The organism is Flexithrix dorotheae DSM 6795, from assembly GCF_000379765.1.
GTDB lineage: Bacteria > Bacteroidota > Bacteroidia > Cytophagales > Flammeovirgaceae > Flexithrix > Flexithrix dorotheae.
This window is the reverse complement of record NZ_KB903431.1, coordinates 232231-257461: the sequence shown is the minus strand read 5'-3', so window position 1 is coordinate 257461 and position 25231 is coordinate 232231. Positions and strand designations below refer to the sequence as shown.

Below are 25231 nucleotides of genomic sequence, written 5' to 3'. Positions count from 1 at the left end.
AATAAAACCAATATTATAACTTATTTTACCTCACGGTTAGGTTATACAATATTAATTAAAAGGAAAAAAAATTCCATGAGTTGAATTCTTCTTGTAACAAACATAAAGAATTCTTAATGATTTCTCCAAATAAATTAATGACCTCAAAATCCTCCAAACGAAATCCAATTATTGTTTTACAATTTTAAATACTTTTTCGTTTACATGTACCAGATAAACTCCGGTAGGGAAATGCCCTACATTTATTCTAATATTTTCAGATGGGGTATAGGTTTTCTGGTAAACTGATTGCCCAAAATTGTCCATTATTTTGATATCCAATCCTTTTATTGCAGACCCATAGAAATCTATATGTAGATATTGAGCAGTTGGATTTGGGTAGATTTTTAACTCTTTGGTAATCAGGTCAAAAATACCGGTTAACTGATCAAGTTCTTCATCTCCTTTAATAACCCATCCATAATTTTCTATAAGACTATTTCGCTCTTCCTTTGCCTCATAATAGGTACGTCCATCGGCATCTAAAGCTATGTTATTGGGTATAATAGAATTTGATGCCCATCCAATTAGCGTAGCATCATAATTTTGGGTGTTCATACCGCAAAGGGATAACATTTCATCCATATTTGTTACATTTTTAATATCCCAACTTCCTATATCCTGATTAAAAGCAGTAGCACCGTAAAACATAAATCTCATATTTTCAACCTGACTAACATCCCACTTATTAATTTCCTGATTAAAGGCAATAGCCTCATTAAACATATATTCCATATTGGTGACATTACCAACATCCCAGTTCCCTATATTTTGGTTAAATTCATCAGTTCCAAAAAACATGTTTTTCATATTTGTGCCCCCACTGACATCCCAATTTCCGATATCTTGATTAAATAATGTGTCATCTTTAAACATAAATGAAAAATCTACAACATTACTGACGTTCCAGGTGCCTATTTCCTGATTAAATATAGATCCTGAAAACATCCAAGACATATCACCAACATTTCCAACATCCCAATTCCCTATATCCTGATTGAAAACAGCCCCTGCAAACATAGAAGACATATTTCGAACATTTCCAACATCCCAATCGCCTATATCTTGATTAAATGGACTTTTTTCTAACCCAGCAAACATAAATGACATATCAGTTACCTTACTCACATCCCATTCACTTATATCCTGATTAAATGATTTGGCGACATAAAACATCCCAGACATATTTTCAACATTACTCACATCCCACCCTCCAATATCCTGATTAAAGCTAGAGGAATTTAGGAACATTTCAGACATATCAGTTACTTTGGTCACATTCCAACTGCCAATATTTTGATTAAAACCAGAACCTGAAAACATTAGCGACATATCAGTTACGTTGCTTACATCCCAGTTTCCTATATTTTGATTAAAAGAGCTGGCCACATAAAACATACCTGCCATATTAATCACCTGACTCACATCCCAATTCCTAATATCCCCATTAAATGAGCTTGCTCTTGAAAACATATATTCCATATTAGGTACTTTACTCACATTCCAGTTACCTATTTCTTGGTTAAAAGCTTCGGCCTTAAAGAACATATAATCCATTAACTCTACATTGCTAACATCCCAATTCTCAATATCTCCATTAAATGAACTTGCTCCTGAAAACATAGAAGACATATCAGTCACATTACTCACATCCCAATTTCCGATATCTTGATTAAATGAACTTGCCTTATAAAACATATATGCCATATTAGTCACTTTACCAACATTCCAATTGCCAATATCTTGGTTGAAAACTGCTGCATTAAAGAACATATAATACATACTTTCCACATTGCTCACATCCCAGCTCCCTATTTCCTGATTAAAAGAGGTTGCTTCTGAAAACATAGCCGACATTCTTATCACCTTACTCACATCCCAATTCCCAATAGCTCCATTAAAGGAACTAGCCTTATAAAACATTGATCCCATATTTAGTACCTGACTCACATCCCAATTCTCAATATTTTGATTAAATGAACTTGCATGTGAAAACATTGATCTCATATTTAATACCTTACTCACATCCCAATCTCCTATTTCTCCATTAAAGGAACTAGCCCCATTAAACATACCACTTAAGTCTGAAACATAAGTAAAATCTGGTATATCGGTTGCTGTCATGTCCAAATTTTCACAATTATAAAATGCATTATTCATCGAATTCCATTGAATATCCCCCCACTGCTTTATATCTATTAATTTCTTCGCATTTGAAGCTGAAGAAACCATAAAATAAATTTGAGGAAAGGTCCCTGATATTTGAACCGTATAAATTCCTGGAGCATCATAAGTATGGGTGATACTGTCTTTTACATTATTGTCATTTTTCCCATCTCCCCAATCAATATTAAAGTCATAGGAATATTTCCCATTTATAGGAATCGTTATTTGGGAGATGCTATCACCTTTTTGTGTATCCCATTTGGTAATAAAAGCATCCTGCCCTTTGGCCCCTGCAGTAATTAATAATAGAAAAAATATTTTTAGGCCAATGACCTTGGCAATTGTTTCATATGATTTCATGATGTGTATTAAACTTTAGCTGGTTTGGATTGCATATTTGTGATATTAAATACTAGTCTGAAAATGACCATACTTGAGCACTAAATTCACTATAAGTACCTCCAATAACATAGGCAATGTCTTCTATTGTGAATGTCGATGTATCAAAAATATCACCTGATGGAAAAGTCTTGGTGGTTGTCCAGGAATTATTTGAAATATCATAAACTGCCATACTTCCAGGATGTAAGTTACCAACTTCTGGAAAAGCTAAGTAAACCTTCTGATCTAAAACAAAAGATAAAGTTCTACCATTATATATTCCTTTTGGTTTTGATAATTCCGTCCAACTGTCCGAGATAGGATCGTATTCATAAAAATCATCATAAAGTTGTGCTTTCTCATTGATTCCAAAGCCTAAATAAATTTTACCGTTTATTGCATGAGCAATTGCCTGGTTTCTTCCTTCAGATGGAACCGGAGCCTTTTCTGTCCATTTATCCAATTCAATATCATATTCCCACCAATCATTTAAATGACTATTATTACCATTCCCTGTCCCCACATAAATTTTTTCTCCAATAACAGCACCTACACAAGAAAAGCGTGATAGTGGTAATGATGTCACAAAAGTCCATGAATCGGCAGATTGATTATATTCCCAAATTTTCCCATAATTTATCACAAAAGCTTTATTTGCCCCGCTGATTCCTAATTGACCAGACCAAATACTTTCAGGTAAATCATTCTTTTGAGTCCATGCTTCAATTTCTGGATTGTATTCCCAAAAATCGTATAAATCGGTATTAACATCACCATTTTCATCATAGGTCAATCCACTACCCACATATCCTTTTCCATTTAAAGAAAAGGAAAACATACGAATTCTTTCCCCTCCCGGAAAATTAGATTTTCTTTGCCAGGTTGGTTTGGAAATTTCAGGGATATCTTCCCCATTAGTACAACCTCCGATAACAAAGGAGAGTATAATTAATAATTTTAAGGAATAATTTATCATTTAACCATCTTTAAAATTTTAGAAAATAAATTTAAACTTTGTGTTAATAAATAAGGCTCAAGAATTTTTAAAAGATATAGCGACTTTAATGATTTTAGATGCATCCGAATCTTATTATCCTCCAAACTGAGTCCAATTATTGTTTGACTATTTTAAATACCTTTCCATTTATATATATCAGATAAACTCCGGTAGGGAAATGCCCTACATTTATCCTAATATTTTCAGATGAGGTATAGGTTTTCTGGTAAACTGAATTTCCAAAATTGTCAATTATTTTGATATCCAATTCTTTTATTACAGAACCATGGGAATCAATATGTAGATATTGGGCAGTTGGATTTGGGTAGATTTTTAATTCTTTAGTGATCAAGTCAAAAATACCGGTTACCTGAGAATATTGGGCTCTAATGGTTAAGTCCTGAGTTACACTATCAAAATCCGTATCCCAACCATCAAATGTATATCCTTCCCTCTCCGGATCTGTAGGGGCATTGACTGCGCTTCCAAAAAATACAGTATCATGCTTTAAAATTGCACCATCATAATCCAGGAAATTAACAATATACCTATTGATACTATACTGAGCAGTAATAATTAAATCTTCTGTTACACTATCGAAATCCGTGTCCCAACCATCAAATGTATATCCTTCCCTCTCCGGATCTATAGGGGCAATAGCGGCATTCTCAAAAGCAACTGTATCAACTTTTAGAATTGTACCATCATAATCAAGAAAATTTACTATATAATTATTGATAAAATATTTAGCAGTATAAAATACATCCTGATTCTCGAATTTAGTATCCCAGCGATAGAAGGTATATCCTTCCCTTTCAGGATCTTCAGGAATATCAATTGGATATTGCCCATTCTTTAATGTTTGGGTTTGTATTATAGTTCCATCATAATCAAGGAATGTATAAGTGATGAAATTTTTTAAATACTTGGCTTTAACAGTTAGATCACTTGTTACACTGTCAAATACCGCATTCCAACCATTAAAAGTATAATCATCACGTTCAGGATCCTCTGGAGCAATGGCAGCTCCCCCAAAAGAAACTGTATCGTATTTTAAAATTTCCTCATCAAAATCTATAAACGTTACAAAATGAATAGGCCTATCTCCAGATATCGTCCAATTAAATTCATTAATTAGTTTTTCTCTTCCATGCATAACATCTAGGTAATCACACTCATAGGCATCTAAAGCAATATTTTTTGGAGTCATAGGATCAGAAGCCCATCCAATAAGGGTAGAGTCATAGTTTTCATAAGAAAACCCTGCGTAAGAAAGCATTTGAAACAATTTTTCTTCAATGCTAAATAACTTCCAATTTCCTATGTTTTGGTCAAATGCACTTGCTTTATAAAATAGGTGGGACATATTTGAAACATTTCTCACATCCCAATTTCCTATATCCTGATTAAAAGCACTTGCTTCATAAAACATATAATCCATATTTGAAACATTACTCACATCCCAATTTCCCACATCTTGGTTAAAAGCCCTTGCTTCATAAAACATAAAAGACATATTTGTAACATTTCCCACATCCCAATTTCCAATTTCCTGATTAAATGAATTTGATCCAAGAAACATAGATTTCATATTTTCAACCTGGCTTACATCCCAATTATTAATTTCCTGATTAAAGGCAATAGCTTCATAAAACATATATTCCATATTGGTGACTTTACTCACATTCCAGTTACCTATATTTTGGTTAAATTCACTAGTTCCATAAAACATATATTTCATATTTGTAACCTTACTTACATCCCAGCTGCCAATATCCTGATTAAATACTTTAGCATCAAAAAACATGGATGACATATCCTTGCCATTGCTTACCACCCAATTACCAATGTCCTGACTAAATACGGTGTCTTTCGAGAACATATAAGAAAAGTCTGTAACATTACTAACATCCCAATTCCCTATATCCTGATTGAAAACAGACCATGCAAACATAGAAGACATATCTTTAACCTGGCCTACATTCCAATTCCCTATGTCCTGGTTAAAGATCGTTCCTAAGAACATAGATGACATATCTGTAACATTACTCACATCCCAATTTCCTATGTCCTGATTAAATGAATTTTTTCCAATACCAGAAAACATGTATTCCATATTTGTAACCTTACTTACATCCCAATTTCCTATGTCCTGATTGAAAGCATAGGCATAATAAAACATGAAGGACATATCTTCAACTTTACTTACATTCCAATCCCCTATATCCTGATTAAAGCTAATAGCATTTCCAAACATATTTGACATGCCTGTAACATTACTCACATCCCAATCCCCTATATCCTGATTAAAGTTAGTTCTTGCAAACATTTTTGACATATCACTCACTTTTCCCACATTCCAGTTACCAATATCTTGGTTAAAAGCTTCTGCATTATAGAACATGGATTCCATTGACTCTACATTACTAACATCCCAACCCCCTATATCCTGATTAAAGGAACTTGCATCTGAAAACATATTCGACATACTAGAAACATTACTGACATCCCATTCTCCTATATATTGGTTAAAGCTTGTACCAGTAAACATATATGCCATATTAGTCACTTTACCAACATTCCAATTGCCAATATCTTGGTTGAAAACTACTGCATTAAAGAACATATAATGCATATTTTCCACATTACTCACATCCCAGCTCCCTATTTCCTGATTAAAAGAGGTTGCTTCTGAAAACATAGCCGACATACTTATCACCTTACTCACATCCCAATTTCCAATATTTTGATTAAATGAACTTGCCTTATAAAACATTAAACTCATATTAAGTACCTGACTCACATCCCAATGCCCAATATCTCCATTAAAAGCGCTTGCTCCATAAAACATAGAAGCCATTTCTGTTACATTAGATAAATTCGGGACATCTATAGCTGACATTTTCAAGTTTTCACAATTAAAAAATGCTGCATACATAGAAAGCCATTGAATATCCCCCCACTGTTCAATATCTATTAATTTCTTCGCATTTGAAGCTGAAGAAACAGTAAAATAAATTTGAGGAAAGGTCCCTGATATTTGAACCGTATAAATTCCTGGAGTATCATAAGTATGGGTGATACTGTCTTGTACATTATTGTCATTTTTCCCATCTCCCCAATCAATATTATAGTCATAAGAATATTTCCCATTTATAGGAATCGTTATTTGAGAAAGGCTATCTCCTTTTTGTGTATCCCATTTGGTAATAAAAGCATCCTGCCCTTTGGCCCCTGCAGTAATTAATAATAGAAAAAATATTTTTAGGCCAATGACCTTGGCAATGGTTTCATATGGTTTCATGATGTGTATTAAACTTTAGCTGGTTTCGATTTAGGATATGTAATAATATTCGCCAGATTAATTAATTACATTAAATTTACTGGGGCGGAAAGATAATTTACAAATCTAAATCTTCAAAAAAGCAAGAAAAATAAAAATGTGATTTCTGGAAGGTTATTAAAAAAAACTGGTTACTTACTAGTGTAAGAATTAAGTATTTTAAATCAGCCTAACTCACTACAAACCACCTGCATTGTATAACTTGTTAAACACATGATTAATCAGCCCATGTAAGTTGTAGATAAATATTCTAAGGTTTTCCCATTCAAAACTCTACTATTCCTAATTCCCCAAAACCAAAACAACCTCCCACCCTACCAAGCCCTTTGATTTCAAACTCAAAAGCCCACCATTGATTTGTAACTACTACTTTTCAGGCCGGATAAAGTCAACCACCATGTTTGTTGATGATTTCTGCTGTAACTTTGCCCCAGGTTACTTATTTCAATACTATTTCACTAAAAAATAATTTTCTGTTTACCTTTAAGCAAAATAACCAGGTTATATATGGAAAATAAATTTCATATAGTGTATAATAATCGTTAAGTATAATAAGAAAACAAATATAATAAACTATCAACAACAAAAAATGAAATTAAACACAAGCGTAATTTCCAAAGAATTTAAAAACAAATTTTGCAAGCCCTTTTTCATGCTATTAGCCTTCATGTTCCTATGCAGTCACGATCTGTACCTGAAGATGGAAACCTATTTCTTACAGCCTAATCAGGAAGTAACTTTAAGCCTGTACAACGGTACTTTTGAGAATAGCGAAAATATTATCACCCGCGATCGCATGTTAGATGCTTCTATTCTCGCTCATGGAAAAAGAGAAGCCATCAATCCGAATCAATGGCAGGACCAGGACAGCACGATTACACAATTGACCTTCAATGCGGGTGAAGCGGGAACTTATGTGGCAGGGGTTTCTACTAAAGCCAGAAACATAGCACTTGCTGCCGAGGAATTCAATAGCTACCTCGAACACGATGGTGTTTTGGATATGCTCGAATACCGCACCAATCATAACTTATTGGATCAAGATGCTGTAGAGAGTTATCAAAAACACGTAAAGGTCATTTATCAGGTTGGAGATACCAAAACTAATGACTGGAATACCGTCTTCAGTTATCCAATTGAGTTTGTTCCTCAAACAAATCCTTACGAAAAATATAGTGGCGAAAAGTTAGAAGTACAGCTGTTGTCAGATGGTAAGCCGCTTCCCAACCAACTCGTATTTGCGGATTACATCAAAAGTGCGCACGCGCATACACACAACGATCACAGCCATAAACACGAACACGGTGGTGAAGCACATTCTCACGAACATCCACATGATGACGAGGAACACGACCATACTCACGAGCCACAGGAAGCGCATACACATACCAGCGGGCAACAATTACGTACCAATGCCCAGGGAATGGTTATGGTAGATTTGCCAGAAGACGGAATCTACTACCTACGAACCATTCACATGATTAATGTTACCGATAGCGATGAATTAACTCATCAGTCTAAATGGGCGACTTTGACATTTGAGATAACCCACAAACATGATAGCAGTACGCATACGCATGAAGAGCATCATCATGAGGATGGCATTCCTACCTGGGGTTTTATTTTGGGTAGCTTGCTGATTATTGGGGTGTTATTCCTGGTCTTTAGAAAAAAGAATTGATGAAGTATATAAACCTGAAGCAGGGACTTTCCCTGCTATTACTATTTGTCCCGCTTTTAGGGGTAGCACATGATGTCACCAGTGCCGATCAGGAGCTCTTACGCAACGGAGGTTTGTGGGCTTACATTCAGGTAGGTGCTACACACATGCTCACTGGCTACGATCACTTGCTTTTTTTGGCTGGTGCCGTCTTTTATTTAAACAGTTTTAAGGATATTTTGAAGTTCATCACCGTATTTACGATAGGACATTGCATTACATTAATTGGTGCAACCTATACTGCAATTACGGCAAATGAACACCTGGTAGATGCGGTTATAGCCCTGAGCGTTTTGTACAAGGGAATTGAGAATTTGGATGGTTTTAAAAAGATGAATGTAAAATCACCTAATTTACTGCTTATGGTAGGTATTTTTGGTTTAATTCACGGCTTTGGACTCTCCACCCGATTACAGTCTTTTGATAACGGCCAAGAGCAATTTTTAGCAAAAATTCTGTGCTTTAACTTAGGCGTAGAAGCAGGTCAGGTACTGGCATTAATTCCAATTGTACTTATCCTTACGCTTTCAAGAAAACACAATCAATTTCCTGCTTTTTACAAGGCTGTAAACTGGTACCTGGTATTAGCTGGGATAGGTTTGTTTATGTTTCAATTATACGGCTACTTCCACGGGCATTAGTAAAGTGGGAAATAGAATATTACATTGAAAATTAAAAAGAATCAAAATACCTAAAATGAAACGGCTGGCTACAAATTGGTATCTGGTAGCCAGTTCGTCTCAACTATCTGTTGAATATTCCGGAGAAGCTACACAGACTCGATTTTTTTTGATTTATCCCATAAGGCAAATTGCCTTTTTTAGCTGGAATGACTATTTTTGATATACATTCCCTTTAGGCTACATAACCAACAATATTTTTCAATCAAAAAATGAATGGTTATGCATACTTCAGATTTATTAGACAAAATCAAAAAAGATTGGGATCAGGAAACTTCTGATCTGGCCATTAAATACCTAAAAGATGATATTTCTTTCCAGGAATTTTACCAGACTAAAAAGGAATTGGATTTTAGGTATTATGACCGCTTACACCAAATCATTCCCAACAGGAATGTGGTAAAAGTGCTTAAGGAAAAGGGATTTAAGAATAGTTTTATATAATGTTTCCGCAATATGGCATGCAGGTGTTTCCTAGCTTTAAAATATTATTCAAAAAGTACAGAAAGCCATTAACGTTCTTGTCTTCCGCAGCATTTACCGGCTAGCTAGTTTTTTATAATTTCTCCTCGTCCACCCATAACTTAAATTCTCATGGCCTCAATATTGGTTGTATTTACACATAGAATTTTATTTCCTGATTTTTCACTTATTTCGTTTACTAACATCTGTAAAAACTTTATCGAAATCATGAATTTTTATAGGACCATATAAGTTCCAGGATAAATGGATGATCAAATCCAACCAAAGCAAAGGCCTTCATCCACAGCTTCAATCCAACTAAAGAAATTTTTGTGGTTGACTTAAAATAAACCAGCCGAACAGATTGTTCTGACTAATGATTTTTTTTTACCATTTTCACCATTCTGTTCGGCTTTTTGGACAAATCCTTTCTATTTCCTTTTTAGACATTCTGTTGCCCCAACCATTTTAAAATTGCCTGATTAGTTTCTTCAGGAAGTTCTTGCTGAATCCAATGACCACAATCCAGACTGGTTACTTCCACATTAGGCACAAACTCGGCTAACCTTTCAAACTTTGGAATCATGTCACGATCACCATAAATCATAAGTGCGGGTTGTTGAATAATTGGATTCACTTCCGCCAATAAGTGCCAGTTACGGTCAAGGTTTCTATACCAATTAATACCCCCTCTAAAGCCTGATGCCTCGAATGCAGAAACGAAAACAGCTAGTTCACTATCGCTCATGATGGGTTCCCCAAGTGGTTTTGCTGCTTTTGCAAGATTAATCATCAACATTCCTGGTTCAGGTGGTACAGGAGGCACATTTTTGCGGAACAAATTGCGAAGGAACCGGAATGTATTTTTATCCAATATAGCGTCAGCGACTCCTGGCTGTCGGTTGAAGTGAACAAAATAGAAGTCCCCTCCAAATATATCTTCCATGAACTCTATCCAGGGTTTTTCTCCCCGTTCCTGATAAGGCAAAGCCAAATTTATCACTTTATTTACACGTTCCGGATGCAATTGTGCCAGTCTCCAGACCACATTAGCCCCCCAATCATGACCTACAAAGATGGCATCTTTGTATCCGTAATGATCCAGAAGGGCCACCAGATCTCCCGTCAAATGTTCAATGTCATAATCTTTTACTTCTGTTGGACGAGAGGAGTTCCCATAACCTCGCTGATTGGGAACAATGACATGGTAGCCTGAAGCTGCAAATGCTGGTATCTGATGACGCCAGGAAAACGCATGCTCTGGAAAGCCATGACAGAGCACAATGGGTTTACCTACATTTTGTTGACCTGCTTCAAATACTTCCAGTTCTACACCATTGACAGAAATCATATTAGGCTTTGGAAATTCGCCTGGATTAGATTTAGGGTTAATCATATTTGCCATTCTTTTTTTTGTTTATAAATCAATCTGATGCAAACCTAAATCGGGTCTGTGACAGCCCTGTGTCAAGGGTCAAAAAAATTATTGGTATTTATCAAAATACTCTTGTAATGTCATATTGTGAGGTTTAAAATTTTCTGATTGAATCTCTAATCTTTGAATTCTATCCGGCCGAAAAAACCGAAATTCCTTACGCAAACGACACCATGCAATCAAATACCAGTTTTCAGCACTTATTAGGGCGAATGGTTCTATCATTCTGTCTGTTATGTTGCCTTCCTTATTAATATACTGTATCCTCACAAGTTTGTAGTTCGTGAGCGCATTTTGCAGATCTGATAAATTGTTACTATTTCTTTCCTGATGAAAAGCTTGGTCATATTGAGTTCTATCAGCAAGTAAATTAGCCTTGTCTTTGAGGGTATATCTTAGAATTGATTTTATTTTATCAATGGCTTCAGAATAATCCTTTACAAAGGATTCATCCTTGTTTTGCAACACCAACTGTTCTGCCAGTATTAAGGCATTAGCTTCTTTTTCAGTGAACATTATTGGAGGAATTTTATATCCCTCCATTAGTGCATAACCTTTTCCTTCTACGGTTAAAATAGGGACACCAGCTTCTTCCAGCGCTTTAATATCCCGATAAATTGTTCTTTTACTTACCTGAAATTTTTGAGCTAATTCAGAAGCTGTAACAATGCGCTTGGTTTGAAATTTAGTTAAAATAGCGGTTAATCTGGATAACCTATTTGTTTCGGAATATTCCATTTTTCAATTGGTTTGCTGAATTACCCCACTGCATTTTCAACTGCTTTCAATTCATTCATAATCTCAGAGAAAATTTTAAAAGACCGGATTCTGTCATCATGGTTATAAATATGCCCAGCTACCATAATTTCATTTACACCAGTTGTATTCAGAAAATCCTTTACTTTTTCCTTTACCGTGGCTTTACTTCCTACAAAAGCATATTTAAACATACGCTGAAAGGCCGGATTTTGCACCAGTTCCCTGAGTTCTTGTGTAGGTTCAATGGGCGGTTTCATGTAATCGATATTATTGGTCAGCACTCCGTACATCATTCTCACCAGTGAGGTAGATATTTTCTCAGCTTCATAATCAGTATCAGCGGCAATCACATTGACACAGGCAATTGTATAGGGTTCTTTTAGGTATTCGGAAGGCTGAAACTCATTGTAGTAGATATTGAGAGCTTCAAACAACATGGCAGGTGCAAAATGGCTGGCAAATGCATAAGGTAATCCTTTTTTTGCAGCTAAATGTGCACTGTCGGTGCTTGAACCTAAAATGTAGATCGGAACATGAATCCCTTCAGCCACGGTAGCCCTTACTTTTGAGCTATGGTTTTCTCTTGAGAAATATTGTTGGATCTGACTCACTTCATCAGGAAAGTGGTAAACTGAAGTCATTCTGTCTGAACGAATGGCATGCGCTGTTACCTGATCGGTTCCCGGAGCTCTTCCCAACCCCAAATCTATACGATTAGGATATAAAGACCCCAGCGTACCAAACTGTTCTGAAACAATTAATGGAGAGTGATTAGGCAACATGATCCCTCCGGACCCGACCTTTATTTTTTGAGTACCTTCAGCTATATAACCAATTAAAACAGCAGTTGCAGAACTGGCGATGCTAATCATGTTATGATGTTCAGCCAACCAAAACCGGTGATAGCCAAATGCTTCTGCCTTTTGTGCCAGATCGAGACTTTTTTTAAATACATCTGCCGGAGTCGATCCTTCCCCTACAGAAGCGAGTTCTAATATTGAAAAGGGCGTGTTTTTTTGTATGTTGGACATTTTATGATTTAGTTTTTAATACCAATTGATAGTTTATTACAGTTTATTTCCCTCAACTGAAAGTCTTTAACACCTAAAATTCTTTTTCGATTCCATATCAAAAATATTTCAACTTATGGAGAGGAAATGATTAAATTGGGGGAAAATAAAAAAATGCTCTGGAACCCCCAATGTAATCTGGCGTGCTATTCCGGGAGATAAAGGATAAACAAGAAAAATTCCTCAACAACACCTACCTTTCAATTAGCTAAATTCCTTATTCCTCTTTTTCAATCAGATTTGTTTCTCCTACCGAAGTTTCCCATTTTCACCCAGCTTATTTAAAGTGGTTTAAGTATCGTTAGGTATAATTATTTTCAACACAGACTACATCACAATTATTTTAAATCTTCAATTTGAGGAATAATATTTATTCCACTTCTTCTCATCAATTCACTTGCATTAAAATCCTTACAAATTCCAGAAGTAAGGGTATAATTAAAAAGCATTTCTCCATCTTTTATCTCACTATTAAAACTATAATTTTCCACCATCAAATGTTTCCCAACCAGCTTGGCAAGCTCTAAATCATGAGTGGAAATTATTCCGGAAGCATTGAGTTCGCTTAATTGTTTAATCAATGAAATACCGCCCTTGTACCGGTCTTCTGAATTCGTTCCTTTAAACATTTCGTCCAAAAGGAAAAAAGTAGGCTTTCCTGTTTGGATTAATGCCAATAATTTTTTGATCCTGTTTAATTCAGCATAAAAGGATGAAACCCCTTCCTCCAGATTATCCTGGGTGCGCATACTGGTAAATAAATGAATGGTTGAAATTGAAGCAGCTTTCGAACAACAGGGAGCACCCATAAAAGCTAAAACCAGATTAACTCCTATTGTTCTTAAAAAAGTACTTTTTCCAGCCATATTGGATCCGGTAACCATCGCGATTTCCCCTTTTTTTTCTAATTGAAAATCATTGCAAACCCTTTTTTCAGAAGGAAGAAGTGGATGCCCCATATCTTTGAATTTAATATGATAATCCTCTTCCCTAATTTCCGGAAAGCCATAACCAGGATTGGAATAAGAAAATCCAGCGATACTGTTTAAGACCTCAAATGTACTAACAGCCTCTGCCCATCCCTTAATAAATTTCTGATTTCGGACTTTCCATTTTTCAGTCTCTATGATAAAATGGATATCAAGTAGCAACAAATTATTAAACATAGGGTAGAGCTGATTTCCCAGCGGACTTTTGGGAGTAGCTTTATGTTGAAATTTCAGCAGTATTTGCTTCAGTTTAGTAATTTCACTTGCAGCCGAATAGTCGTTAGCTCTTAAAACAAGCTGAAGACTGCGTAATTTTTTGGATTCAAATTCTTCTGATACTATGCTTTTTATTAAAGCCTCATATCCTTTCAATAGCTTTAGGTTTTGATCTACATGATCTACAATTTCTACCGCAATTTCCTTTACCCTTTTTAAAATTTGGTGATTGATAATTGAAATTACACCCATAAAAAGAAAAAAAACGGGCCATGCCGGGCTGGAAATATAATAAAAGAAACTACCTAAGGAAACAATTGCCAAAAAGGCCATCACAATAGACAACACTTTGTATTTATGCCTGTTAGGTAATAATTTAACAGGTTTGTCTATCCAGGAAATCAGTTCAAAATAATTATTTCCTTCACCTTTGTATGGTGTTCCCAACGCTTGAAAATTTTGTCTCCAATTCAGTCTGGAGCTGAGTTCTTTTACTGCTTCCTGTCTGGAAATTATTTCATCCCGATTGGCAGGGGTGGATAACCATTCAGCAAGCAGATTATTTCCAGAACCAGTGGTAGCCCGGTTTATAAGTTGAAATACTGAATGAGTACCAAAAATATCCAGATCAGAATTATAGGCATGTTCTCTTTTAATAAATTCCTTACCTTCCGGAAAAGAATTTAACTTATTGTCCAGTCTCAGGATTTCCTGCTCATTAATACTTTTCAAAAAAAGCGTATGCCGATAACTATTTTTTAAATTATTATACTTTTTAACCAGAACTAAAAAAGAAAATATGCAGATTGGAGTCGCTATTATAAACCAAACAAATAACCTTTGATTGGCTAAAACCAAAATTATTACTGTTGAAATCACAAAAACAGCCAGCCGAAAAATGGAGAGCATTTTTAATTTCTCCTTTAACTTTGATGCCAAATCCTCATACCTCAATAGGTTTTCATGATATATCTTCATAGATGATTGTATTCCATTAAATCTCGAAATCTAACTTATTTTCGAATATTAATTTTAATTAGCCGAATTTTTCTTTTTTTACTCTTTGAATAAAGGGAGAAAATAAATAAGAAGTTGTCTAAGGTAAAGGATTTCCTGGGGAGCATGAATAGATTTTGTTTTAGGTGATTCAATTTTGAACCGGATGGGTCGCATCAAAGAAGAATGGAGATTATTTGTTTTCGTATTAGTACACTTAATCCAATTTCAATTAAAGGCCCAACCAGATGCGCAATGGGCAACTATGCCAGGAGGCCCTAACAATGATTATGGTAGGGAAGTAGCACTGACACCTATGGTAATATATATGTTACTTGTTCACCCAGGAATGATACATTATTGGATTTTGGAAATGGGATCATTTTGGATAAAAGAAGCATATATCTAAAAATATAATTTGACTCAAAGTTAATTTCACCTTATTTTAGATAATATTTTTCATAAAAACTAAAATTATTTAAGTGGCAACTAAAATCAGGAATATAAAAAATGAAAAATACTGGGACTATTTTATTTTGGTTGCCAGGTTTCTAATTGGAATGACCTTTATTCATTATGGATATGGAAAATTGGTTAATCATCAATTTGGAATTAGCGATCAGGAATTAATAACACCAGTGAAAGACCTCTCTCTTTTTCGGTTATCATGGTACTTATTTGATCACCAACCATTTAAAGCCTTTATTGGAGTCTCTCAGTTAATTTGTGGAACCTTGCTCCTCTGGAATAGATCAGTCTTACTAGGGGCATTCTTATTTCTTCCAATAGTGATCAATATTTTAATAATAGACTTAACCTTTATGCCACCAATGTTGGCTCAGGGTTTTGCCTGGAGATTATCTTTTTATATTCTATTGGATTTTCTGATTCTTTGGCATTACAAGGAGAAAATGGTAGTCCTTTGGGATACACTTTGGAACAATACTAAGACAAAGTTCCAATTCCCCTTTTGGGCTTATTTAATATTACCCGTTCTCGCAATAGGACTAGAAATTTTTGGGGTATTCCCAAAAATTATTGCAAATTTGATTATCAGCCCGGAAGCCACTTTAGAAAGTTTAAGTAGAGTGCCCGAACTGTTTTGGGAAGCACTTGAAAAGATGGGAAGTTAAAGAGGCAGTTTAACACAAATTTAATTTGCCCGCATTAGCGTAAACTAAATATTCCAAGGTTTTACCAATTAATCCTCAATTATTTCCCAAAATTTCAAAACCTTTTGCAGCCACTCAATTCAAAGGAAGATAAAAGTCTCTAAACCTGAAAATTTCACGGTTCAACTACATACCAGGTATAGGAATTTGCAGGAATGGTCACGTCTAGCCTAACGGAGTAATCCCGTGCCAACTTATAGGTTTTGGCTGGACCTTCCTTTTCTCTGATTTGGGCAGTATCACTTAAACCTGTGTAATACAATGGCAATTTTATGGTTCTGGTCATTTCCTGATCTGTAGGATTAAAAAACATGGCTAACCCTTTTTCTTTCAATGCTGGGTTGGCATGCATAAATCCATCCCAGTCCTTTCCGGAAGGCCTTCTCAAATGGATAATATCACTGTTCAGAATATCCCGGTACTGCTTGTACCAGCTAATTATATTTTGCACCAATTTCTGCGTTTCTGGGGAATCATAAAGCCTGGGCCCTCTGTAGCAGGCTTGAACTCCCGAACCATAATTTTGCATCATATGGTTTTCATAATCCTGAAGATGGTCCTTTAGAGGCTCCAAAGTGGCTGCTGCACCTCCACCATGGTATTGTGTCAGTGGTACAAAAGTCCAGCACATACTTGGAATCCTGTCCCAAAGTCCATCATAAATGTTTAATCTTCCGTGCATCAAATGTCTGGCTCTTGGTAGAGACCAGTTCACCTCCCGGTAGCCAATCCCGGTTTTATTCGTTCCTGAATTAATATAAAAATCAGGAACATTCATATAAATTCCCTCTCCGCGCATCCACTTGTAAAGCCCCTGAATTTGGGCATATTGTTTCCATTGAGAATCCCCCAAACCATTATGGTGCGCGTGAGATGTTGAAGCACAAACATTACCGGGATAAGAACCATCGTTCTCAAAAACCTGCATGCCAGTTTTATCATAGAACTTTTTGACTTTTCTGAAGTAATCATAGCCCCATTCACTACTTAAACATGGTGAAGAGCCAAAGATCATTCCTCCCCGCTTCCCAGTTTCCGGATTGATCACATCTACTTCCTCACTAATCCAACGGCTGGAAAGCAGGGAATAACCGCCAAGTTCAATTCCTTTTGCATTCGCGTATTCCCTCAGTGCTCTGAATTTAGCATAGTTTTCTTCGGATTCATCTTCCATATTCAATCCACTGCCAAAACTCAGGATGATCATCTCATAGCCTACCTCAGCACATTGGTCAATCGCACCTTTAACTACTTCAGGGTCTGTAGAGGTAAGATGCAAAAAGATAGGATTTTCGGTAGTCCAGGGAGAAATGGTTCTATACATTTTGCGAATAAACAACCCGCTTCTTTCTTCATCTTTGCTATCCATTGGCATTTCCCATACCCGGAAGGTGGTTAAAGTATCGCCTACAGCAATGGCCGTTTCAGGCCCCAAAGGAGGCCTCACCTCCAATAGACAAGGTAAATTTAGGGGATAATTGGTCTGGGTAGAGTATCGGGAATCCTTTTCCCAGAAAACTGTTTCCTGAGAGGTTTTCTGCTGCATACCCCCAAATGCATAATCAGTTTGCACATGGATATTTGGTTTTACCCAATAATCTGGCGTTTCCACCAGGTTCTCTCCTTCCACCATTGCCAACTGCTCTAGTTTAAAACTATTCAGTTGCACCATCATTTTACTTTCATTGATCACCTCTATCCATTTGGAAAGTGTTGGAATACCATCATAAAGCACAAAGTGCACTTTTACTTTAATATTATTTTTGGTTAAGGTAAAAATAAGCTCCTTCCCTCCTGGCATTTCTTCATTCATTGCCCATCGTACTCGCTTCCATTTCATACGATCCGTAACATCCTTCACCTCAAAGTCCTGCACCTGAAATGAATTACTTGTGGCACTCATCTCATCCACCCATTTCATCATAGTATATCCGTACTCTTCCTGCTTACTCAGCCCGCCAATTTCATAGCTTTTTCCATCAATATTAAGCACACCTTCATTAGAAACAGCCCGGAGGATGGTTTCCCCTGTCATCTGGTTGATATAATCTATGGTAGCCAAATTGGGGCTCACTTTAAAAACTCTGGCAATTAAACCATTGCTCAACACCAAATCATTATCTTCATTTCGGTAAACCCGGGCTCTTGCTTTGGAATGATCTATCAACCAGTCAAAATCTGCCTGTGGTAAAGGCCTGGCTATTACCGGAAGCCCGGCCATCTTTTTGATTAAATGCTCCTTTACTTTACCCTCTTGCGCTACCTTTTCTCCTGTAAAATCGCCCGGCTTAATCACCGGAGCTATTTCAAAATATTCAATGGTAGGTTCAATCCAAACGGCATGATCTCCGCTAGGTCCGTCACCTGCATCATCCACTACCAGCTCTAATACGCCTCCACTGATTTCCAGATCTATCTCCTTTGCCGAATCCCCCTGTTTCATCACACCACTATTATACACCTCCTTTCCGTTATGAACAATCCTGAAAACAACACTTCCCTTGTCTACTTCCCCACCTTCTCCTTCTACCCCAATAAATTGTTTCAATGAAGGACTCACATTATAAAAAATTCTTTTTCCATCTGTCAAAGGAATGGATTGGACAGTCTTTGCTTTATAATTAATACCGGAATCATTGACTCCGATTTTAGCCCGAAAGTGCTTTCCATCGTTCATTGCAATTTTTATGATGGAGTTGGAATGCACGCCTATACCATTGGAAAACTGCTCCCCCGCAATGGACAATGGCTCTCCCGTTACCGATTTATTCCTGACTGGAGCGGCATAAGTTTGGTCACTTAAAGAAATCTCAAGATCCTGCAAATGGGTAGAGGTTTGTGCCTTACTTACAGTCCCTGCTGAAAACAACATTAACAGGATTATACTTACTAATAATGGTAATCTGTTATCCATAAAAAATTTTATAATTACTTGTCCAATTCAAGAAAGCTACTTCAGTTTCTATTTGTTGGATTAAATTTTTAACCAGGCAGTAGCACTCTTTTAAGAATTCAAAATGTCCCTACTATTATTGGAGAATTGGACACAAATATCTTTTTCACTTTAAACCCAACGCTGGCGAAGGTAAGCTAAAGTTTTGATAATCAGATGCTATTTTTTTTGTTATTTATGATCAATTGATGGATAGTGTTGATCACCTAAATCAATTATTTTCAGAATCAAAACTAGCAGTGGGTTTTAGTAGTAATTCAAAATTAATCTTGTATTATTTTGCCATAAAAGACTGATAGAGAGATTACTGTTTCTCGCAAATAATAGTGCCCGGTATGGCATACCCGGTATGGCATACCCGGTATGGAGTACCCGGTATGGAGTACCCGGTATGGAGCACTGTTGCTTAATTAACATCTAAGGGGGTAATGATATAGCCCAGGTCTTTTAATTGGTTTATCAAGCCGCATTCATACATTAAATGACTCAACCCCACGGCAATGAAGCAGTTATTTGTCTCAAGCTTTTCCCTGATAATTTCCATCCATTTATTATTCCTGTCTGTTAACATCAGCGTATTTCTACACGCTTCATTCAGCTTATAGTCAATTTCCATTTGGGAATACCAGTCGGTTTCTCCGCAGTGCTTTGTATTTTTAGTTCTGATGATATCTATAACGCTTTTGAGCCTTTTTTTATGGACTTTTGGAGGCATCCCCTCCACATCTTTATTGATTAGGGCAATTTGTTCCCTTGTAGTTTCAAGGCCAAATTCGGCTAAATTTTTGGCAATAGCTAAAGCACCTATATACTCATCCAGGGAAAGCGAGGTGTCATTAGCGCTTTTGTTTAAACAAACTTGTTGTTTGAAATACCTGTTTAAAAACACGTACATTTCAGTTGGTGTCATTTTCTTATAATCTGTTGGGCTTTCAGCGAACAATTTCTTAATGATTAATAAGTCCTCCTTGCTTAAATATTTTTCCCATTTATGAATAGTTACCCTTTCATTGATAATATCCCCGGCCATTTCCCCCGGAATATTTAAGTTTTCCTTTATCAACAAATCACAAGCTTCCAAGGCTTGATTTGCGATGGTTAAAGAATCAAAAAAGTCTTTCCCAAAAGCGTGGTGGGTTCCAAATAGATATGAGGTCCTGCCAGATGGAGGGTCGGTAATTTTGAAGAGGATCGTTTTATAAAAAAGTGTATCACTACTTTTTTGACCAAACAGAAAAGTTGGGGTTAACCACAAAAAAAGTAGGATTATGGATATTCTTATTCTCATATTTTATTACTCATACCAAGTAGTACCTTTCGGCCAGCTTGATGGTGTTTTGTTCTTTTTCAATTTCCGTCCTTTATTAAATCCTGCTTTCCGCTTTATGCATATCGTTTAAGTAATATCAATTTAGGTTTTCTTTTGTTTGAGTATCCAATATTTGAAGCAGAGTGGGCATTCTGAAACTTCCATGCATGGAGTTTACCTTTTCAAATGCCTGATCCAATTCAATTCCTAATGCGGATATAAACAATGGTTTTTTACTTTTACCTCTTAAAAGTTCTTTTGTATTTTGTTTATTGGAATGAAAGCCGGATTTAGCAACCCCAATTATGGATACCTTCCTATCTAGTGCTTCAAATAAATGCCCCCCCAAACCAAATTTCCCATTATCATCAAGCAAAACAAAACCATCTACTAAAATAAAATCCACTTCATTTAAATCTATTTGCTTTAATAGACTTAAAATACAAGGAAGTTCTCTTTTGTAAAATGAGCCGGGCTCATATTCCGCTATGCCTTCAATAGTTTCTTCGAAAATTTTTAATGGGGCCGCATCTGCCCAGTTCTTAAAGGCAATACAAACTGTTTTTGCCTTGTTGCCGAAGTAATAAGTATCAAAAGCTAAAATCATAAATCAATTCTTCTTATTGTTTTATCGGGAAACCTTAATCATAAATAATTGAAATTAAAAAAGATACAATCACCCTAACTTCCCGAAAACCTTTTACTGAGGGAACTTCAGTATTTATTATCAACTTTTCTACTAATTCTAAAAGTAAGGCAGTTAAAAATTGCAATTCAAAACTCTTTTTTCACCATTTACCTGTACTTGAACCTGGAAGGTCTCCTCAGCTTTTTTGCCACCGCTTATAACCTTAAATTTTATATCTGGTATTTCTTTTTGATATGGTGCCACAACGGTTACAAACCGTGTAATTTGGTTTTCCTTTGTTTTTTTCAACCTATACCTAAAGGCTGGCCGGGCCTCCTGTTTTGTGTATTCAAAGGAAACTTTTCCTTCCTCTTCACTTAATTCAAGCCCCTTTTGTTTAATGGACTGAACCAAAACATTCCACCCTTCTGCATATTGAGAATGAACCGAAAAATCCTTTGCATTAAAAACTGCATCCCCCGGAGCAAGCTGAAAGTGAATATCCACATCTCCGACAGCTTTTCCAATAGCTTCGTCCACAATTACAAAATAAGTTTTATCAACAAAAAACACCATACGATGGTGGGTCAGGTTATCATATGAAGCGTTCTCTACCGCCAGTATATCCAGGTCATTCCCAGGTTTCCATTTCAAAAGCCGGGGAGCATATTTGATATTTGCTCCATTAAGGGTTAAGGTCTGGTGCACGCTGGTTTGCCGGAACCAATTACGTTCTTTGGGGTCTCCATGATAAATATAACAGCCAGCATCAGGCATTAGGGTTCTTCCTCCGGCATAAAGGGTAAATGTGCCATTATCGGGCTGACAGTGAAAACCACCATCCGGACCACATTTCAATACCATACAAGTGGCATTTTTATCCCACCCGCTTCTAAGTGAATAAATTCCACTCTCTTCTAAAGCAAATGCTGTTTTTTCAGGCTTTTCTCCCTTTTCGCCATCCGTAGCCATAAAAAGGAAATCATCCCGTTTAAAAAGTTCATACCATTTCATAAACCTATCCGAATGTTGGCCAGGGATTCCTGCCCAGGAATCGCCAAACTGGGCATTAGTACCATCAGGCAGACAAATTTTCATAGGAACTTCGCACATGAGCGCTATAGTATTTTGGTACGATTCAGGGAAAGCATTTTCCGCATCATTCAGGCTTGCCAGTTCGTAGGTTCTATAGAACCAATTGATACTACCTAAATGATACCCCATTGCTAATTCTTTCTGGTGACCATCCGAATTTACCTGGTTGTTTATTTCAATGCTTAACCTGCGAATTGCTTCTTTTTTCCACTTTTCCGAATTTTTAAATTCAGGAAAGGTAAAGGCAATAAATGCAAGTCCTTCTGCTTCCATTAGAGCCCAATTACTTCCCGAGCTATAAGTTGTCATTAAATATTCCGCATGTTCATAACAACTGTTCAATAAGGCAATCAATACCTCCTGGGTGAAATTTTCAGATTGGATAAATCTAAAAAACAAGCTGGTCCAGTTATGCCCCCTTATTCCAGCTTCAATCGATCTCCATGCATAGGCATGGGCCTGATCCCGAGGATTTTTTTTAGTCCAGTCTACCAGCTGGGCGCACCATTCTTTTGCATAGCGTTCATCCCCTGTTGCCTTGTACACTTTCCCCATAGCATTCCAAAAATACATACGATTGAGCTGCCATACCCATTCATTATCGGGTACAGGCCTTGAATTCCAATTGATATCTTCCCCACAAAAATGAGAGGGATAAGCGGGTTGTCCTACGAAAATGTGCTTTAAGGCATCATTCGCATATTTCTGGTCCTTTTCCGAAATAACCTCTCCGTCTTTTTGAATGTTGATGGGATGTTTTATTGTATTTCGTTTTTTGTAAAAATCCAGAAGTTCTTGTGCCCAGGAGGCTAAATTTTTTTGATTTGAAATGATGGGTTTTAATGAATTAGTATCTAGTCTGCTTATTAGCGTTTTTATTTCTAAATCTGTATTTGAGGGCTGGGACCAAACCTGAGCAGTGCATGAAACCAGCATAACTAATGAGAGAAATAGCTTAATTTTCAGAAAAAAATTCATTTAAATAAAGTTTTTAATCATTTTGGTAATTCGTCCTTAATATACAGGTAAATTTAAAAATGCGAAAAATAAGAGAAATGATAAAAAACGGAATAACAGGATCTTTCATCCTTATGCTCATTTTCTTAGGAATGGAGGCATTTTCCGCCCCATTTATTCGGTTAGATTCAGTAGATCTGGCCAACGTCAGGCAAATGATTCATGATGAAACCGCTTCGGAGCATACCCTTTTAGCCTATAAAAAACTTTTATGGAATGCAGACCAACTTATTTCCATGAAAAATCCCACAGTGATTGATAAATCCATCTATCCACCTACACAAAATAAACATGATTATCTGAGTATTAGCCGCTATTGGTGGCCAAACCCAAAAACTTCTGATGGATTGCCCTGGATGAGAAAAGATGGGGAAACTAATCCTGAAACGCAAACTGATGCTGTAGACAGAAAAAGACTAAGTGCCATGAGCAATGGTGTAAAGACGCTAAGCCTTGCCTATTATTTTTCCGGGGATGAACGATATGCCGAAAAAGCAACCAGTATGATAAAAACCTGGTTTCTTGATGAGAAAACCCGGATGAACCCGCACCTGAAATTTGCCCAGAGTATACCTGGCCATCCCAAAGGCAGGCCATTTGGCATTTTGGATGGCAGGTCAATAGTTTTGGTTATTCCTGATGCAATGAACCTTCTTTCCAATTCTCCCCATTGGACAAGCGATGATAATTCAGAATTGACTAAATGGCTAAAAGAGTATCTTACCTGGTTAACCGAAAGCGATTTGGGAAGAGAGGGTAGTGAATTTGACAACAATCATGGTTCCTGGTACAAGTTTCAAGTGGCCGCACTTGCACTTTATCTGGGCAATAAACCTTTAGTAAGAAAGATGGTAACATTAGCACAACAAAGTCTTGATTTCCAGTTGAATGATCAAGGTGGGCAAATACATGAAATTGAACGTACCAGATCTTTTTTTTACAGTTGTTTTAATCTGGATGCACTAACCAGTATTGCCTTTATTGCAGATAAAGTGGGAATGGATATGTGGCATTATAAATCAGAGAACGGAAAAAGCTTGTTGTTGGCCGTCAATTATCTTACCCCTGTAATTAGTGGAAAAGCATGGCCACACCCCAGTAAACAAGAACCGGACTTGTCTTATTTATTGCCTGTCCTTGCCCGAATGTCTTCCAATATGGAATCGAATGAATTGGAAAACTATAAAAAGCAGACCATATCCATTCTGATTGAAAAGGAGAAAATAGCGGGATCGAAGAACAAAGTCCTTCAGGAGTTAAGCTTAATTTACAGTCATTTCACTTACTAACTTTTTAAAGAAAGCTGAAAATTAGCCATGACTATAAAATGATTTCTTTATTCCAATAACCTTACAGTAGTTTTAATAAATTAGGCTTAAATACATTAATCACTGTACCATATTGAAAAACAGACAATTATGAAAACCAAATTTCTTGAAATCACACCGGTTTTGCCAAGCCAAAACATCGATAGAGATGTAGATTGGTACGAGAGCAATGTTGGTTTTAAACTGGTCTATAAAGATCAAATGTATGCAGTTTTAAAAAGGGAAAATCTTAATATTCATTTACAATGGCACGCAGACACAGATGAGGACCCTCTTCTCGGTGGTTCTGTGATCAAAATTTTTGTCAACAACTTAATGCCCATTTTTGAAGAGTTAGTCCAAAGAGGCACGGTAAGTAAGGAAAAGTTAAGGCTAAAAACTTCCTGGGGCACCAATGAGTTTGGCTTTTATGATTTGAATAAAAATGCGGTTTTCTTTGTGGAAGACTTATAAAGACAAATTGGAAGATTTATTCC

At 36.4% G+C, this 25231-nt stretch carries 18 protein-coding genes; 7 read left to right on the top strand and 11 right to left on the bottom strand.

Annotated elements, in window-relative coordinates; genetic code table 11:
* Positions 1-168: 168 nt before the first annotated feature.
* The 3 genes from A3EM_RS45530 to A3EM_RS45525 all read right to left on the bottom strand — a co-directional run bounded on the left by A3EM_RS45530 (position 169) and on the right by A3EM_RS45525 (position 6887).
* Positions 169-2565: a BspA family leucine-rich repeat surface protein gene (locus A3EM_RS45530; RefSeq protein WP_020527064.1), complete on the bottom strand. Its 2397-nt coding sequence runs from the start codon at positions 2563-2565 to the stop codon at positions 169-171.
* A 52-nt stretch (positions 2566-2617) separates the two neighbouring features.
* Entirely contained in the window at positions 2618-3562 is a 945-nt protein-coding gene (locus tag A3EM_RS0104915) for a Kelch repeat-containing protein (RefSeq protein WP_020527063.1), read from the bottom strand.
* A 136-nt stretch (positions 3563-3698) separates the two neighbouring features.
* Positions 3699-6887 (bottom strand): BspA family leucine-rich repeat surface protein, encoded by a 3189-nt coding sequence (locus A3EM_RS45525; protein ID WP_020527062.1) that lies wholly within the window; start codon positions 6885-6887, stop codon positions 3699-3701.
* A 628-nt stretch (positions 6888-7515) separates the two neighbouring features.
* Between A3EM_RS45525 and A3EM_RS0104900 the strand changes: the two genes are divergently transcribed.
* The 3 genes from A3EM_RS0104900 (at position 7516) to A3EM_RS0104890 (ending at position 9770) form a co-directional block, all read left to right on the top strand.
* On the top strand, positions 7516-8607 hold the full coding sequence (locus A3EM_RS0104900; protein WP_211211942.1) for a DUF4198 domain-containing protein: 1092 nt from the start codon (positions 7516-7518) through the stop codon (positions 8605-8607).
* A complete protein-coding gene (locus A3EM_RS0104895) occupies positions 8607-9287 on the top strand; it encodes a HupE/UreJ family protein (RefSeq protein ID WP_020527059.1) in 681 nt (226 codons plus the stop codon). The genes A3EM_RS0104900 and A3EM_RS0104895 overlap by 1 nt, the downstream gene beginning before the upstream one ends.
* Before the next feature lie 261 nt (positions 9288-9548).
* Entirely contained in the window at positions 9549-9770 is a 222-nt protein-coding gene (locus A3EM_RS0104890) for a hypothetical protein (RefSeq protein WP_020527058.1), read from the top strand.
* Between the two features lie 460 nt (positions 9771-10230).
* On the opposite strand, the gene A3EM_RS0104885 is transcribed toward A3EM_RS0104890, so the two are convergent.
* From A3EM_RS0104885 to A3EM_RS0104870, 4 genes are all read right to left on the bottom strand, one after another.
* Entirely contained in the window at positions 10231-11193 is a 963-nt protein-coding gene (locus tag A3EM_RS0104885) for an alpha/beta fold hydrolase (RefSeq protein WP_020527057.1), read from the bottom strand.
* A gap of 78 nt (positions 11194-11271) precedes the next feature.
* The gene (locus A3EM_RS0104880) at positions 11272-11961 is read right to left on the bottom strand and encodes a helix-turn-helix transcriptional regulator (RefSeq protein WP_020527056.1); all 690 of its coding nucleotides are present in this window, start codon (positions 11959-11961) and stop codon (positions 11272-11274) included.
* Between the two features lie 20 nt (positions 11962-11981).
* Complete coding sequence (locus tag A3EM_RS0104875) at positions 11982-13013, bottom strand: LLM class flavin-dependent oxidoreductase (protein ID WP_020527055.1); 1032 nt, start codon at positions 13011-13013, stop codon at positions 11982-11984.
* A gap of 377 nt (positions 13014-13390) precedes the next feature.
* On the bottom strand, positions 13391-15235 hold the full coding sequence (locus tag A3EM_RS0104870) for a MutS-related protein (protein ID WP_020527054.1): 1845 nt from the start codon (positions 15233-15235) through the stop codon (positions 13391-13393).
* A gap of 184 nt (positions 15236-15419) precedes the next feature.
* Between A3EM_RS0104870 and A3EM_RS0104865 the strand changes: the two genes are divergently transcribed.
* Positions 15420-15662, top strand: a complete 243-nt coding sequence (locus tag A3EM_RS0104865) for a hypothetical protein (RefSeq protein ID WP_020527053.1) — start codon at positions 15420-15422, stop codon at positions 15660-15662.
* A gap of 73 nt (positions 15663-15735) precedes the next feature.
* Positions 15736-16386 carry a DoxX family membrane protein gene (locus A3EM_RS0104860; protein ID WP_020527052.1) on the top strand — a complete coding sequence of 217 codons (651 nt, stop codon included), beginning with the start codon at positions 15736-15738 and terminating at the stop codon, positions 16384-16386.
* A 154-nt stretch (positions 16387-16540) separates the two neighbouring features.
* Here the strand turns inward: A3EM_RS0104860 and A3EM_RS0104855 are convergent, their stop codons facing one another.
* The 4 genes from A3EM_RS0104855 to A3EM_RS0104835 all read right to left on the bottom strand — a co-directional run bounded on the left by A3EM_RS0104855 (position 16541) and on the right by A3EM_RS0104835 (position 23388).
* Entirely contained in the window at positions 16541-19339 is a 2799-nt protein-coding gene (locus tag A3EM_RS0104855; protein WP_020527051.1) for an NPCBM/NEW2 domain-containing protein, read from the bottom strand.
* A gap of 445 nt (positions 19340-19784) precedes the next feature.
* Complete coding sequence (locus tag A3EM_RS0104850; protein ID WP_063745007.1) at positions 19785-20666, bottom strand: TraB/GumN family protein; 882 nt, start codon at positions 20664-20666, stop codon at positions 19785-19787.
* 118 nt (positions 20667-20784) lie between these two features.
* Complete coding sequence (locus tag A3EM_RS0104845; RefSeq protein ID WP_020527049.1) at positions 20785-21294, bottom strand: endonuclease V; 510 nt, start codon at positions 21292-21294, stop codon at positions 20785-20787.
* A gap of 153 nt (positions 21295-21447) precedes the next feature.
* Positions 21448-23388, bottom strand: a complete 1941-nt coding sequence (locus tag A3EM_RS0104835; protein WP_083925176.1) for an alginate lyase family protein — start codon at positions 23386-23388, stop codon at positions 21448-21450.
* 59 nt (positions 23389-23447) lie between these two features.
* Here A3EM_RS0104835 and A3EM_RS0104830 point away from each other — a divergent pair, with 59 nt between their 5' ends.
* Both A3EM_RS0104830 and A3EM_RS0104825 read left to right on the top strand, forming a co-directional pair.
* A complete protein-coding gene (locus A3EM_RS0104830; RefSeq protein ID WP_020527046.1) occupies positions 23448-24716 on the top strand; it encodes an alginate lyase family protein in 1269 nt (422 codons plus the stop codon).
* 129 nt (positions 24717-24845) lie between these two features.
* On the top strand, positions 24846-25208 hold the full coding sequence (locus A3EM_RS0104825; protein ID WP_020527045.1) for a VOC family protein: 363 nt from the start codon (positions 24846-24848) through the stop codon (positions 25206-25208).
* Positions 25209-25231 lie beyond the last annotated feature (23 nt).

Coding starts and splice junctions, on each gene's coding strand:
- A3EM_RS0104875 (WP_020527055.1), bottom strand. CDS start 13,013: ATGTCCAACATACAAAAAAACACGCCCTTTTCAATATTAGAACTCGCT.
- A3EM_RS0104830 (WP_020527046.1), top strand. CDS start 23,448: ATGCGAAAAATAAGAGAAATGATAAAAAACGGAATAACAGGATCTTTC.
- A3EM_RS0104855 (WP_020527051.1), bottom strand. CDS start 19,339: ATGGATAACAGATTACCATTATTAGTAAGTATAATCCTGTTAATGTTG.
- A3EM_RS45530 (WP_020527064.1), bottom strand. CDS start 2,565: ATGAAATCATATGAAACAATTGCCAAGGTCATTGGCCTAAAAATATTT.
- A3EM_RS0104880 (WP_020527056.1), bottom strand. CDS start 11,961: ATGGAATATTCCGAAACAAATAGGTTATCCAGATTAACCGCTATTTTA.
- A3EM_RS0104900 (WP_211211942.1), top strand. CDS start 7,516: ATGAAATTAAACACAAGCGTAATTTCCAAAGAATTTAAAAACAAATTT.
- A3EM_RS0104850 (WP_063745007.1), bottom strand. CDS start 20,666: ATGAGAATAAGAATATCCATAATCCTACTTTTTTTGTGGTTAACCCCA.
- A3EM_RS0104845 (WP_020527049.1), bottom strand. CDS start 21,294: ATGATTTTAGCTTTTGATACTTATTACTTCGGCAACAAGGCAAAAACA.
- A3EM_RS0104865 (WP_020527053.1), top strand. CDS start 15,420: ATGGGTCGCATCAAAGAAGAATGGAGATTATTTGTTTTCGTATTAGTA.
- A3EM_RS0104825 (WP_020527045.1), top strand. CDS start 24,846: ATGAAAACCAAATTTCTTGAAATCACACCGGTTTTGCCAAGCCAAAAC.
- A3EM_RS0104835 (WP_083925176.1), bottom strand. CDS start 23,388: ATGAATTTTTTTCTGAAAATTAAGCTATTTCTCTCATTAGTTATGCTG.
- A3EM_RS0104890 (WP_020527058.1), top strand. CDS start 9,549: ATGCATACTTCAGATTTATTAGACAAAATCAAAAAAGATTGGGATCAG.
- A3EM_RS45525 (WP_020527062.1), bottom strand. CDS start 6,887: ATGAAACCATATGAAACCATTGCCAAGGTCATTGGCCTAAAAATATTT.
- A3EM_RS0104895 (WP_020527059.1), top strand. CDS start 8,607: ATGAAGTATATAAACCTGAAGCAGGGACTTTCCCTGCTATTACTATTT.
- A3EM_RS0104870 (WP_020527054.1), bottom strand. CDS start 15,235: ATGAAGATATATCATGAAAACCTATTGAGGTATGAGGATTTGGCATCA.
- A3EM_RS0104885 (WP_020527057.1), bottom strand. CDS start 11,193: ATGGCAAATATGATTAACCCTAAATCTAATCCAGGCGAATTTCCAAAG.
- A3EM_RS0104915 (WP_020527063.1), bottom strand. CDS start 3,562: ATGATAAATTATTCCTTAAAATTATTAATTATACTCTCCTTTGTTATC.